Below are 13455 nucleotides of genomic sequence, written 5' to 3' on the forward strand. Positions count from 1 at the left end.
ACCATGGAACCGTCGATGCGCCGCAGTCTCGCTTTCTTTCTTGCCCTCGTGGTCGCCATGCCTGTGGTTCCGGCCTTTGCGCAGGCCGATCTGCGCACCGAAGGCGACGTCGCCAAGGCGCAAAGTGCCTACGACGCCGAAGTGCCGGTCAACAGCCAGGGCGAATCCGATCGCCCCGGTGCCCTGGCGCGCGCGCTGGGCGCCGTGCTCGGCAAGGTCTCCGGCGATCGCTCGGTGATGAGCCGCCCCGGCGTCCCGCAGGCGCTGCGCAATGCGCCTAACTACGTCGAACACTACGACTACCGCCAGGATCAGGGCACCTCGCGCACGGGTGCGCCGACCTTCCGCACCACCCTGGTCGCGCGTTTTCGCCAGTCCGACGTGGATAGCTTGATCGCCGCGCTCGGTCTGCCGGTGTGGCCGCTGCCACGTCCCAAGCCGGTGCTGTGGCTGGCCATCGATGACGGCAGCGGCCCGCGCCTGGTGGGCGTTTCCCAGGCCAATGCCGCACGCAGCGTGCTCGACCGTGCGATCGAGCGCGGCTACCGGCTTGGCCTGCCGGGCGGAGCGGCCGCCGAGCAGGCGCTTGCCGGTGCGATCTGGCGCAAGGACACCGCCGCGGTGTCGCGCGCGTCGGCCAAATACAGCCCGCCGATGCAGCTGATTGGCAAGCTCTACCGCAATGCGGCCGGCTGGACCGCCGACTGGGTGTTCGTGGACAACGGCAACGTGTTGTCCAGCTGGAGCAGCAGCGACGGCGATGCGCGCCGCGCAATGGCAGCCGGTGCCGATGGCGCCGCCGATGCCTTGGTCAAGCGCTACGCCAAGCGCGTGGATTCGGGGGTGCCGGGCGTGTACCGCGCGGTGATCACCGGCATCCACAGCGCCGACGATTACCTGCGGGTCGCCGCCGCACTGCAGAGCGTGTCGGTGGTACGCAGCATTCGCCCGGTCAGCGCCAACGGCGATCGCATGGAAGTAGATCTGGAACTGCTCACGGGTATTTCTGGGCTCAACCGTATGCTCGGCGACAACAGCCCCCTTGTGTCGGTCTCGGTACCGACTGAAGGCCCGATCATTCTCGAAAACGAGCACGCCGAGTACCGCCTCAAATGACGTTAACTCCCGAAGCCGAAATCGCTTTATTCCTGCGTCGCCTCAAATGGGTGGCGGTCATTGTCGGCGTGCTGTGGGTGGTCTCGCTGCTGTCCCCGATTCTGACGCCGTTCGTGCTGGCATTGCTGCTGGCCTGGCTGGGCGACCCATTGGTGGACCGCATCGAACGTGCCGGCCGTTCGCGCAACATGGCGGTGGCGTTGGTATTCGTCTTGGCGCTGCTGCTGTTCGTGCTGGCGCTGATGATTCTGGTGCCGATGATCGAACGCCAGATCATGACGCTGATCGATGCCTTGCCGCAGATGCGCACCTGGGCAATCAGTACGGCCATTCCGTGGCTGGAAGCCAAGACCGGCGTGGAGCTGATGGGCTGGCTGGATCCGGAGCGTTTGATCGACTGGATCCGCAGCCACTGGGAGCAGGCCGGCGGTGCCGCCAAGACCTTCTTCGGTTACGTATCGCGCTCGGGCTTTGCGATGGTGACCTGGGTGATCAACCTGGCGTTGCTGCCGATCCTGGCGTTCTACTTTCTGCGCGACTGGGATCGGCTGGTCGAGCGTGTGGCGGCGGTCATCCCGCGCGCCTACATCGGCACCGTGAGCCGGCTGGCGCTGGAATCCAACGACGTGCTGGGCGGCTTCATCCGCGGTCAGTTCCTGGTGATGCTGGCGCTGGGCGCGATCTACGCTACCGGGCTGTCCATCATCGGGCTCAACCTGGGATTGTTGATCGGCATCATTGCCGGCTTCATCAGCTTCATTCCGTACCTGGGGGCAACCACCGGCATCGTGCTGGCGCTGCTGGCGGCCATCGTGCAGGCACAGGGGCTGGATCTGAAACTGCTGATCGGCGTGGGCGTGGTGTTCACGGTCGGGCAGCTGCTGGAAAGTTATTTGCTCACTCCGCGCATCGTCGGCGACAAGATCGGCCTGCATCCGGTGGCGGTGATCTTTGCGGTGATGGCGGGCGGCCAGTTGTTCGGCTTCCTCGGCATGCTGCTGGCATTGCCGGTGGCAGCGGTGGCCAACGTGCTGCTGCGGTATGCGCATGAGCAGTACACGCGCAGCGACCTGTACGCCGGCGAGCGTGCCGGTATCGTGCTGCAGTCCACCACGGCCGAGCGCAGCGTCATCATCGACCCGACCAAGGACGCAGATCGGTCGTGAGCGTGCCGCAGTTGCCATTGGCGTTGCGCGCGCCATCCGATCAGCGTTTCGATAGTTACATTGCCGCGCCCGAGGGCCTGCTTGCGCAGTTGCAGGCCCTGGCGGCCGGGCAGGTGAGCGATTGGCTCTATCTTGCCGGTCCCGCCGGCACCGGCAAGACGCATCTGGCGCTGGCGGTGTGCGCAGCAGCCGAGCAGGCCGGGCGCGCAACCGCGTATCTGCCGCTGCACGCAGCAGCCGGCCGCCTGCGCGATGCGCTCGAAGCATTGGAGGGGCGCAGCCTGGTTGCACTGGACGGCGTGGACAGCATTGCCGGGCAACGCGACGACGAGGTGGCGCTGTTCGATTTCCACAATCGTGCGCGCGCTGCCGGCATCAGCCTGCTCTACACCGCACGGCAGATGCCCGATGGCTTGGCGCTGGTGCTGCCGGATCTGCGTTCGCGGCTGTCGCAATGCATCCGGATCGGATTGCCGGTGCCCGACGACGCGGCGCGCGCCGCAGTGCTGCGCGACCGTGCGCAGCGGCGTGGGCTGGGGCTGGACGACGCGGCGATCGACTGGCTGCTGACGCACAGCGAACGCGAACTTGCCACCTTGGTAGCCTTGCTGGATCGGCTGGATCGCGAGTCGTTGGCAGCCAAACGCCGCATCACGGTGCCATTTCTGCGTCGCGTGCTTGAGGATCGCGGGGCGTAAGGCAGTGGGTTTGCGGCTGTCTTGCAGGGCGCTTGCCTGCCAACCATCGCGGGACACGCTGCAAGTACGCCCATCTAAGTTCTTACGCGGCATCCAAGCCTCATAAGTTCTCGCGAGGGTGGGCGGGCAAGGACTAGCCGAGGCAGTCAGTGCGTCGAGTTTTCAGCAAGCAACCAGCAACGCTCTAGCGCGGTGTCCTCGTTCTTCAAAAAAGCAGCCAACTGTCTGGTGCGGTGTCCTCGCCGCTTGCGGGACCGTTGGCGGCATGGATGCCGCCAACGAGCCCCCAGGGACGGGTTCACGGCGTGTCCCGCGAGCGGCGAGGGCACCGCGCGCTCGACACTGCGAGTTTGCTGCTGGAGTCTTGCCCGCCCACCATCGCGGGACATGCTGCAAGTACGTCCATCTAAGACCTTACGCGGCATCCATGCCGCGTAAGGTCCGGCAACGGTGGGTGGGAAAGGGCCAGCCGAGGTGGTCGGTGCGTGGTTGCGAGCGGTGCACGCGGTGCGGGCGGCCGCTAACGTGTGGCCTGATCAGCTCATTCCGTCCGAGCGATGTCATTGCCAGTCCGGACATCGCCTCACCCGTCGGCGAAGGCGCATGTGGCAAACACGTTGCAACCAGCGAGCCAGCGCTCGAAGGTTTCTGTTGATGCGCTTGATGACGAGCGTTGCAGCAACGAGTTGCGGTCAGCCGTCGTTGCGCAGTAACTGTGCATCCAGCTCTGCCAGACGCTGCGGCGTGCCGACATCGGTCCAGCGCCCGGCATGGTGGATGCCGTCGATCAGGCCTGCCGCCATCTGCGCGCGCAGGATCGGCGCCAACGCAAACCGCGGCGCCGCGCCGGTCTGCTCTGGCAACTGACCAATCACCGATTGCCAATCGTGCAGCAGCGACGGTCGATACATGCCGATGCCGGAATAGGTAAGCGTTGCGGGCAGATCTGCGTGCACCTTGCCCTCCGCATCCAGCGCAAAATCAGCGCGCTCTGCATAAGCGGGGCGATCCACCAACACCAGTTGCGCCAGTCCTTCCGGTGCATGCGACAGCCGGGCAAAGTCGAAATCGGTCCAGATATCGCCATTGACCAGCAGGAACGGTGCATCGCCCAATAGCGGCAGTGCGTGCAACATGCCGCCGCCGGTTTCCAGCGGCGTTGCGCCTTCATAGGAATACGTCAGACGCAGCCCGAACGCACCGCCGTCTCCCAGTGTTTGCGGAAAGTGCTCGGCCAGCCACGAGGTATTGATCACTACCTCGTCCACGCCCAACGCCGCCAGTTTGCGCAAATGCCAGACGATCAACGGCGTGCCGCCGACAGACAGCAAGGGTTTGGGCGTGTGCTCGGTCAACGGCCGCATCCGCTCGCCAAAGCCTGCTGCAAAGATCAGCGCCTTCATGCGTCCGCCTGCAGTGCGCGTGTTGCCAATGCGGGTTTGATCACCTCGTCCAGCAGCGCGATCAGCGGCGCCAGCTCGGCGTAGCGCGGCAGTACTTCGTCCAGATAGGCGATGAAGCGCGGCACGTTGTCCAGATACCAATGCTTGCCATCGCGATGGCTCAGGCGTGAAAAAATGCCCAGGTTTTTAAGGTGCCGCTGCACGCCCATCCAGTCCGCATCGCGCAGAAACTGCTGCAGTGGCGGCACCGGCAATCCGGCGGCCTGCGCACGTGCGTGATAACGCGCCAGCCAGCCGTCGACGCGTGCGATCGGCCAACTCACCGAGGTGTCTTTGAACAGGCTGATCGGGTCGTAGGCGATCGGCCCGATTACACAATCCTGAAAGTCCAATACTGCCGGGCCATCGGGCACCGGCATCAGATTGCGCGGCATAAAGTCGCGATGGGTGAACACGCGTGGCTGCGCTAGCGCGTTGTCCATCAAGCGCCGTTGCACCAGTTGCAACCGCTCGGCCTGGCCGCAGTCCAGCTGCACGCCAAGATGGCGACCCAGAAACCATTCCTCGAACAAGCCGGCATCGCGTTGCAGCAGCGCCTCACCGAACACCCCGCTGTCGGCAGGTGGCGGAATCTGTTGCAGCAACAGCAATTGCGCGATGGCGCCATCCAGCAGGGTGTCGGCATTGGCGTCGGTCAGGACCTGCGCCAGCGTCGGTACGCCCAGATCTTCCAGCAGCAGGAAGCCGATCTCCAGGTCCTGTGCCAGCACCTGCGGCAGGCGCACTCCATGCGCGCCCAGTAAGGCGTGCATGCGCAACCACGGCGCCACGTTTTCAAGCTGCGGCGGCGCATCCATCAGGATACGATCGGTGCCGCGTCCCTGCGTGCGCCAGTAACTGCGAAAGCCGGCGTCGACCGACGCACGTTGCAATACCGCAGATGGGTCATCCAGTGCGTGTCGCGCCCATTGCAGGCGCAGCGCGTCGCGCGCAGGGTCAGAAGGCGATTCCATCATGTGTCGTGGTTGCGTAGTGAAGTGAGGACGAAGCGTGCAATGCAGCGGTCAGCGTTTGCTGCCGCTGAACAAGCGCAGCAGTGCAAGGATGGCGATGGCACCGAGCAACGCGCCGAGGAAACCGGCAGGCTCGCCTGCGTGGTACCAGCCCATGTAGCGGCCAAACCAGCTGGCTACCACCGCCCCGGCGATGCCCAGCACGATGGTCAGCAGGCAACCCAGGCGCTGCGTGCCGGGCGTGATGAAACGCGCCAGCAGCCCGACCACAAATCCCACCAGCAGAATGTAGAGCCAGCTGTCGCTACCAAACAAAGTGTTCATTGCAGCACCGAAGGCGAATAGGATCGGCAGACTAGCATTTCGGATGTCGGCGACTCGCGCTGCGCGTACAGCGAGAGTGGTGCTGATGGGGGTGGCTTCAGCAAATCGTTGCGTTGGGCATTGCCACAGAAACCCTGTCATGGAGTGACTGTCCAGACAGCCGCCGCCTTCAATCGCATGATCGAACACCCAGCCCCCCGTCCCTGCGGGAGAGGGGCGGGGTGAGAGGACGCTGACCAGGTTGCCGATGCCGCGTCCTTCGCGCCAAATGCAACGCAATGTTTCACGTCAGGACACGCCCTCAACCCGCAGTCGTTTCTCGTCGACTCAACAGCAACCGTGTCCACCATGACGGGTACCGCTATCGGCCGCCACCGGCGAGCCGCTGGTTTCGCCGCGCAGGCAGGCCGCGTGATGCTCGGCGATCACCTTCGACACGCAGGCGGTGACACGCTTGCCCATCGGGATGTGCAAAAACTCGTTCGGGCCATGCGCATTGGAATGCGGCCCCAGCACGCCGGTGATCATGAACTGCGCGCCGGGGAACTTCTCGCCCAGCATGCCCATGAACGGGATCGAGCCGCCTTCGCCCATGTACATCGCCGGCTTGTCGAAGAAGGCCTGGCTGGCATCGTCGATGGCCTTCTCCAGCCACGGCGCCATGGCCGGGGCGTTCCAACCGGACGATGCCTTTTCCAGCTCCAGCGTGACCTGCGCGCCATTGGGCGGGTCGCGCAGTAACGCCTGCTTGAGCAGTTCGCCACAGGCTTTGCCGTCGGCGGTTGGCGGCAGACGCAGCGACAGCTTCACCGCGGTCTGCGGACGCAACACATTGCCGGCCGAGGCCAGCGGCGGCATGCCATCCACGCCGGTGATCGACAGCGCCGGGCGCCAGGTCCGGTTCAAGACCAGCTCGGTGAGGTCGTCATGCATCGGCACCAGGCCATCGACCATCGGGAATTTATCGAAGATGGCGGTATCCAGCGTCGCCGCTGCAGCCTTGGCCTGAGTTAGGCGCTCGGCCGGCACCTCCACATGCAACCCCTCCAGCAGGATGCGGCCCGAGGTTTCGTCTTCGATGCGCGACAGCAACTGCCGCAGCAGCCGGAAGCTGGACGGCACCACGCCGGACGCATCGCCGGAATGCACGCCTTCTTCCAGCACCTTCACGCTCAGGTTGCCACCGGTCAGGCCGCGCAGCGAAGTGGTGCACCACAACTGCTCGTAATTGCCACAGCCCGAATCCAGGCATACCACCAGCGAGGGCTTGCCGATACGCTCGGCCAGATGGTCCACGTAAGCGGGCAGATCGTAGCTGCCGGACTCTTCGCAGGCTTCGATCAGCACCACGCACCGCGCATGCGACAGGCCCTGGGTGCGCAGCGCCAGAATCGCCGCCAGCGAACCGAAGATCGCGTAACCGTCGTCGGCGCCGCCCCGGCCATACAACTTATCGTCGCGCAGCACCGGCTCCCAGGGGCCCAGGTCGGCATCCCAACCGGTCATCTCCGGCTGCTTGTCCAGATGGCCGTACAACAACACGGTGTCGTCGCCGGACTCCGTGCCGGTGGCCGGGATCTCGATGAAGATCAGCGGCGTGCGGCCGTCCAGGCGCACCACCTCGACCTGCATGCCATCGATGGCTTGGGCGCGCGCCCAGGTTTCCATCAACGTGACAGCCTGCTCCATATAGCCGTGGGCCACCCAATCGGCGTCGAACATCGGCGATTTGTTGGGGATACGGATGTAATCGACCAGCTGCGGGACGATTTCGCGGTCCCAGGTTTCGCTGATGAATTGGTCGATCTTGGCGCTGTCCATGAAGGCTCCGAATGCGTGACGTAATGACACATTCTACGCCCGGGGCCAGGGGTAGGTATTTCCCTACAAGGCGGCGCGCAGTTCACCTGCTGTGTGAAAAGTTCGTTGGCGATAGGATTGCTGCATGTGGCGCGGGACACTGGCTCCGCCGGCAGGAATGCTGGCTAGGACCATCACCCAAGCCACAAGGAGCGTTGCAATGAAGTCATTTACCGTAGTCCTGAAGTCCCTGCTACTGGCGTTGTTGTTGTCCTCGAATGCGTACGCGCTTGAGAAGGTCGATATCAACACCGCGTCTGCTGAGGAATTGGACAAGGTGCTGACGAATGTCGGGCGATCAAAAGCCGAGGCAATCGTTGAGCACCGTCAGGCAAACGGTCCCTTCAAAAGTGCCGAGGAACTGGCACTGGTCAAGGGCATCGGACTCAAGACGGTCGAACGGAATCGTGACCTGATCGAAGTAGGAGCCACGATGGCTCCCGCCAAGAAGGCTGCCAAGGGGGCGGCGGTGAAACCGGTGGGACGGCGTTAATGGGAAGGGATCCGAGATACGGTTCGACGCGAGGATGCGTGGCCGCAACCTAACTGGACAGGATGTCCGGGGGATGGCTGGAAGCCGACAAGGACGTGGAATCGCCCGGTGTTGCACTTGGATGTGCAGCCGGGCGTTTTTCGTTTCAGGACGCGTTGATTCGATCTCATCGCAGCGCTGTTCCTGATGGGCAACGCCTGCCTTGGCGCTGACAGCGGCCCGCACCCATATGCTTCGGCAAGTTGACGCATTGACGCGCGGACATCGCAATGTCCTGAGATCCTGAGATCCTGAGATCCTGAGATCCTGAGATCCTGAGATCCTGAGATCCTGAGATCCCGACATCCCGACATCCCGACATCCCGACATCCCGACATCCCGTTGAGCGTCGCGTGATGCAGCGAGGTCGATGCAGACCGTTATTCTCTAAGTGCTCGATGTGCCGGGGGCTCGAAACGCGAGGGCGGCTCGAGATGCCTGGTTTGCGTGCGTCTGCGGATACCGCACGGTTGCAGCAGGGCTTGGGCGGCGGGCTTCGGGCACAATGCGTCGATGCAGCTGACAGACCTGAGCAGCCGGGTGATTCCGGCCACCGAGTACCGCCGCGAGCGGTGGCGCAATCAATTGGGTTGGACACGCGAGATCCTGCGGCTCGGGGAATCCGAGGCCTGGGCATTGCGGCTGTCGATTGCCGAGATCGAACAGGACGCCGCGTTTTCCGCATTCCCGGGGATCGACCGCGAATTGGTGCTGCTGCATGGAAACGGCATGCTCCTGCACTTTGGCGACGGTGAACTTGATTCCGGCGATGGTGCTGCGCGTGCTGATGGCCTGATCACAGGGACACCTACTGATGACGGTAATGCTGGCGCACGCGTCGCTGGCGTCGCTCGTGTCGTCGAATTGCTGCCGCCCTATCAGCGCGTCCGATTCGCTGGTGAGGAGACGGTCGGCGCGAGCTTGCTCGATGGGCCGACGCAGGACTTCAATCTGATGTGGCGCCGCGATCTGCTGCACACCGAACTGCTGCATCGCCCCTTGGTCGGCACCATGCTGTTTTTTGCGGATCCGGGCAGCGCCTGGGTCATCCACCTGTTGGCGGGCCAGGCCAGCTTTGGGCGCGACAGTGGGCTACCGCCCCTGGCTGCGGGCGACACCGCATGGCTGAGTGCATCGACGCGAACCCGTTACGTGCTCGATGGCGGCGGCGAGCTGCTGGCGATCCGGGTGAGTCCGCTTGCTAGCGCCTCCGATTAGCAGGTCCGGGCAGTTGAGAGTGTTCTTGCTCGCATTGAACGGCCGAGATGCAAGTGCAAGTGCAAGTAAAAGTCAAAGCGCAGCCAGTGAACCCGGTAGTTAGCAATGCGGATTGATACGTGTCACGTGCACTGTCTGCGTCGAGGACTAAAGAGGCTGGCAACAAGAAAGAGGCTGACAACAAGTAGCGAACACTCGTCTGGTGGGTGTGAACGGCGCGCAGGGACTGGAGTGTGAGTGGCACACACCCATGCCGAGCAACGGCTGCGGCCGTCTGGCAGCTGCACAGTCGTTTTGTAAGCTGCTCTTAGCGAACTCGCAGAACTGCAGCAACGTGCCGAAGCGTGTCGATGCAGAGCACGGTTGCCGGCAAACGAGCGTTGCTGCATACAGGATTTGGATGCCATGTCTGCCTGCCCACGATCGCCACGTGATGGCAGCGCTCCCCGCTGCCAAGCTGCGATCGTCAGCTTGCGCGCTTGCTGTTCAATACACGTCGCGACGGTAGCGGCCGCTGCGGAGTAGTTCTTGCCTGACCTCGGTGCTCAGCAGCGTGTCGAGGGTACGGTCCACTTCGGGTGCCATACCGCGCAGGCTGCCGCAGAAATAGATGCAGGCGTCGCGGTCGATCCACTGCCGCAGGCGATCGCTGGCAGCGGCCAATGCATGTTGTACGTAACGTACCGACAGGTTGTTGTCTCGCGAGTACACCAGGTCAAGATGCGCGATCCAGCCCTCTTGTTGCCACTGCTGCAGTTCGTCGGCATACAGCGCGTCGTGCGCGGCATTGCGTTCGCCAAAGATCAGCCAGTTGTCGCGCGCACCGGCTGCGATGCGCGCGCGGAGATGGGCGCGCAAGCCGGCGATGCCGGTGCCATTGCCGATCAGCAGCATGGGCTGCGCGGCTGCGGGCGGGTGGAACCCCGGATTGCTGCGCAGGCGCAAGGCAATCTGCGTGCCGACGTGAGCATGCACGCACAGCCAGCCGCTGCCGATCCCAAGATGTCCGTCGGCATGCCGGTGTTCGCGGATCAGCAGTTCGGCGTGGCCTTCTTCGCTGATCGATGCGAGCGAGTATTCGCGATGCGGCAGCGTGATCAGGCTATGCGCCAAGGCGGTCGCATCCGCTGACGCCAAGACGTCTATCTCTGCATCGGTGGGCAGGTGCGAGCGGCCAAGCCAGTCGCGCAGCGTACGACCGTCGATGATGTCCGAGCCATCGCGTCGATGACGCTGCAACCAAGCGTCGACACGCTCCGGTGCGTTCTGCGGCGCGATCTCGGCGATGTCGCCAGCACGCCATGCCGGCAGCGGGCCATCGATGGGCGTGAGGCGGAGTCGATGGATCGGTGCGCCGGCACTGCCTGGATTGACGTGGACGCGCTCGCGCATCTGCCAGGCCGTGTAGGTCGGCACGCTCCAGTCGGGTTGCTCGGCAAGTGCAGGTGCCAATGCCGACAGACGTTGCTGCCATTGCTGCAATGCGCGCGGGTCGGCATTGTCGACCTCGATGCGCTCGAACAGGCGGGTGCCGCCGCGCGCGTGCAGATGGTCATCGAGATGGCGGCCGAACGCGCAGAATTGCGTGTACCGACGATCGCCGAGTGCCAGCACCGCGTACTGCACGGCGGCCAGATCCTGTCCGCTGTCGGCGAGCCAGTGACGCTCCGCAGCCTGTGCGTGATCCGGTGCATCGCCTTCGCCGGTGGTGCTGACGATGCATAGCAAACGCGGCACGCGCGCGAGCTGCTCGGCAACCACCGCCTCCAGCGGGAGTGCGTAGGCACCGATCCCTGCCGCTTGCAAGGCAGCAGCGCTGCGCTCGGCCAGTTCGCGTGCGAATCCGGTCTGGCTTGCCCACACGATCAGCATGCCGCTGCTGTCGCCGTGCAACGTGTTGGCACGTGCCCGGCGGCGCAGCAAGACCGCCGCGCATAGCACGGCGTACGCGGCCATTCCGACGCCTGCCCATTGCAAGCGATGTGGTGTCGGTGCGCTCCACCAGGCACCGTCATGCAGGCTGGCAAGCCATCCGATAAGCGTCGCCAGGGCGAACAACAGCGCTCCGTTACCCATCCACACGCGTGGGCTTGCGGCGCTCATGACGCCGCCAGATGTTGCTCGAACGCCGGGCTCATCGCTTCATGCAAGCTGCCATCGTGTCGCGTCAGAAAGCGCACTGCCAGATCGGTCTTGGCGGCATAGGCAAGCCCTGCATCGGTCCCGAGCACGGTCATCGCGGTGGCCCAGGCATCGGCCTGCATGGCATCGCGCGCGAGCACGGTGACGGCGGCAGGCGCATGCGGAATCGGTGCTCCAGTGCGTGGATCGAAGGTGTGCGCGTAGCGCATGCCGTCGGCATCGAAGCGGTGCCAGCGATCGCCCGATGTGGCGACTGCCAGGCCATCCAGCGTGAGCACACGTGCCGGCAATGTGGCGCCGGCGTCTTCGTCGGGTGCGGATTCGACCAGCACACGCCACGCGCTGCCATCGGGTTTGCATCCATAGCCGAACAATTCGCCGCCAACGTCGATCAAGGCGCTGGCGATGTCGGCCTGTCGCAATGCGTGCTGCACGCAGTCCACCCCGAAGCCTTTTGCGATGCCGGATAGATCCAGTGCGACGGCGCCGGGTTGCAGCACCCGCTGGCCATCCAGAGCCAGGCGTTGCCAGCCACAGCGCAGGCTGGCCAGCGCGATCTGCTCGGGCGAGGGCACACGGCGTCGGCTGCCGGAGGCGCCAAAGCCCCACAGTTCGACCATCGGCCCGACCGTGGGGTCGAACGCGCCGTCGCTGGCCTGCGCGATCTGCAGCGCGGTGCGCAGCACGGTGAAAAAGTCATCGGGCAATGTCTGCCACTGACCGGCCGCGGCACGGTTGTAGCGGCTGATATCCGAGTCCGCTTCCCAGGTGCTCATTTGCGCGACCACGCGATCGAGCGCTGCCTGGATACGCGCATGCAGGGGATGCAGGTCGCGCGCACGCGGCGCCACCAGCTTGACGCTCCAGGTGGTGCCCATGCTGCGGCCGCCCAGGGAGGCAACGGCGTCATCTGCGGAAGAAACTGGGTGCATGCGTGGACCGGTCGAGCAGGTGCTGCCTGAGGCAGCCATGGTGACGCGCGAGCGTGTGGTTTGCATCACGCGGTGTGATGTTTGAAACAACCGAGGATGCGCGTGTTGATACCGCGTGCGCTGCGCGCTCGGCAGACCGCACACGCCGATAGCATCTGCCGCCTCAGCAGCGCCACTGCACTAGCGCCACTGCATTGGCTATCCAGTCAATGCAGTGGCGGACATGCGGCGATTACTGCGGCAACACTTCCAGCGTTACCACGTAGCCCAGGCGCCGTTGTTTGGCCTGCGGCAGCGAAGTCTTGCTGTCTTCGCTGGTGGTTTCCAGCCAGTACATGCCCGCTTCCGGCCAGGTCACGCTGAAGCCGCCCTTGGCGTCGGTCTTGAGCTTGATCTCGTTCTGCGCATCGCGATAGCGCGTGCCGCCACGCACGATCTCGATCTCCAGCCCTGCTGCCGGCTTGCCATCGAGCTGCAGGGTGAACTGCGCCGCTTCACCGGCGACCAGGTCGTTGGGGTGGGTCACCGGCACCAGCTCGATGCCCTTGCCGCTGGGCTTGAACGCGGTGGTAGTCGGCGCGCCGCGGGTCACGAAGGTTTCCACGCGGTTGAGCGATTGCGACACCTGCAGCTCCTTCGCGTCTTTCGGCACTTCGGTGGCAAAGCTTGCCTCGTTGCCGCGCCAGCGCTTGGGCTTGCCGTCTTCCTTCCAGCTGGCGAACAGGCCGGCATTGACGATGCTGAGCTTGTAGGTGCCGGGCTGGGTGAGCTGCAGATCGAACACGCTGCGGTACTTGCCGGTGGCCGGATTTTCCGGCTTGAGCGCGCTGCCATCGGGCGCGGTGATGCTCAGGTTATCCAGGCGCAGCGGCACGTGATTGAAGTAGAACAGGTCGTTGGACACCGCCGCATCGACGGTGATCCACGGCGCTTCGCCGGCCAGGACGGTTTGCGATGGCAGCAGCCAGGCCTTGTGGGCGAACGCGCTGACGGGAAGTGCGGCCAGCAGGGCGATCAGGACATGCGAACGTTTCATGACAACTCCTTGAAG

General features: G+C 64.5%; 12 protein-coding genes, 1 other RNA gene and 1 pseudogene. 6 read left to right on the forward strand and 8 right to left on the reverse strand.

Annotation, left to right across the window (positions count from 1 at the left end; genetic code table 11):
* The first annotated feature begins 3 nt into the window (after positions 1-3).
* From VC212_RS10250 to VC212_RS10265, 4 genes and pseudogenes are all read left to right on the forward strand, one after another.
* Entirely contained in the window at positions 4-1116 is a 1113-nt protein-coding gene (locus VC212_RS10250) for a DUF2066 domain-containing protein (RefSeq protein ID WP_161964711.1), read from the forward strand.
* Positions 1113-2282 (forward strand): AI-2E family transporter, encoded by a 1170-nt coding sequence (locus VC212_RS10255; protein WP_115554272.1) that lies wholly within the window; start codon positions 1113-1115, stop codon positions 2280-2282. The genes VC212_RS10250 and VC212_RS10255 overlap by 4 nt, the downstream gene beginning before the upstream one ends.
* Complete coding sequence (gene hda, locus VC212_RS10260) at positions 2279-2980, forward strand: DnaA regulatory inactivator Hda (RefSeq protein WP_115513501.1); 702 nt, start codon at positions 2279-2281, stop codon at positions 2978-2980. Before VC212_RS10255 ends, hda begins: the two co-directional genes overlap by 4 nt.
* A 118-nt stretch (positions 2981-3098) precedes the next feature.
* Positions 3099-3321 (forward strand): annotated as a pseudogene (locus VC212_RS10265) (hypothetical protein); the annotation flags it as partial.
* Positions 3322-3672: 351 nt separating this feature from the next.
* On the opposite strand, the gene murU reads toward VC212_RS10265, so the two are convergent.
* The 4 genes from murU to VC212_RS10285 form a co-directional block, all read right to left on the reverse strand.
* Entirely contained in the window at positions 3673-4383 is a 711-nt protein-coding gene (gene murU, locus VC212_RS10270; protein ID WP_323515261.1) for an N-acetylmuramate alpha-1-phosphate uridylyltransferase MurU, read from the reverse strand.
* Complete coding sequence (locus VC212_RS10275) at positions 4380-5396, reverse strand: phosphotransferase (RefSeq protein WP_323515260.1); 1017 nt, start codon at positions 5394-5396, stop codon at positions 4380-4382. The genes murU and VC212_RS10275 overlap by 4 nt, the downstream gene beginning before the upstream one ends.
* A gap of 51 nt (positions 5397-5447) precedes the next feature.
* Positions 5448-5720, reverse strand: a complete 273-nt coding sequence (locus VC212_RS10280) for a GlsB/YeaQ/YmgE family stress response membrane protein (protein WP_005993264.1) — start codon at positions 5718-5720, stop codon at positions 5448-5450.
* A gap of 327 nt (positions 5721-6047) precedes the next feature.
* The gene (locus tag VC212_RS10285; RefSeq protein ID WP_323515259.1) at positions 6048-7541 is read right to left on the reverse strand and encodes a M20 family metallopeptidase; all 1494 of its coding nucleotides are present in this window, start codon (positions 7539-7541) and stop codon (positions 6048-6050) included.
* A gap of 157 nt (positions 7542-7698) precedes the next feature.
* Here VC212_RS10285 and VC212_RS10290 point away from each other — a divergent pair, with 157 nt between their 5' ends.
* Positions 7699-8073: a helix-hairpin-helix domain-containing protein gene (locus VC212_RS10290; RefSeq protein WP_005993268.1), complete on the forward strand. Its 375-nt coding sequence runs from the start codon at positions 7699-7701 to the stop codon at positions 8071-8073.
* Between the two features lie 552 nt (positions 8074-8625).
* A complete protein-coding gene (locus VC212_RS10295) occupies positions 8626-9330 on the forward strand; it encodes a HutD family protein (protein WP_323515258.1) in 705 nt (234 codons plus the stop codon).
* Positions 9331-9502: 172 nt separating this feature from the next.
* Here the strand turns inward: VC212_RS10295 and VC212_RS10300 are convergent.
* From VC212_RS10300 to VC212_RS10315, 4 genes are all read right to left on the reverse strand, one after another.
* Positions 9503-9576: non-coding RNA, sX9 sRNA (locus VC212_RS10300), on the reverse strand.
* A gap of 240 nt (positions 9577-9816) precedes the next feature.
* Complete coding sequence (locus tag VC212_RS10305; protein ID WP_323515256.1) at positions 9817-11433, reverse strand: flavodoxin domain-containing protein; 1617 nt, start codon at positions 11431-11433, stop codon at positions 9817-9819.
* Complete coding sequence (locus tag VC212_RS10310; RefSeq protein ID WP_323515255.1) at positions 11430-12404, reverse strand: FAD:protein FMN transferase; 975 nt, start codon at positions 12402-12404, stop codon at positions 11430-11432. The genes VC212_RS10305 and VC212_RS10310 overlap by 4 nt, the downstream gene beginning before the upstream one ends.
* A gap of 232 nt (positions 12405-12636) precedes the next feature.
* Entirely contained in the window at positions 12637-13440 is an 804-nt protein-coding gene (locus tag VC212_RS10315) for a DUF4198 domain-containing protein (RefSeq protein ID WP_055849621.1), read from the reverse strand.
* Positions 13441-13455: the final 15 nt, after the last annotated feature.

It is taken from the genome of Xanthomonas sp. WHRI 8932A, assembly GCF_035012785.1.
Taxonomy (GTDB): Bacteria; Pseudomonadota; Gammaproteobacteria; order Xanthomonadales; family Xanthomonadaceae; genus Xanthomonas.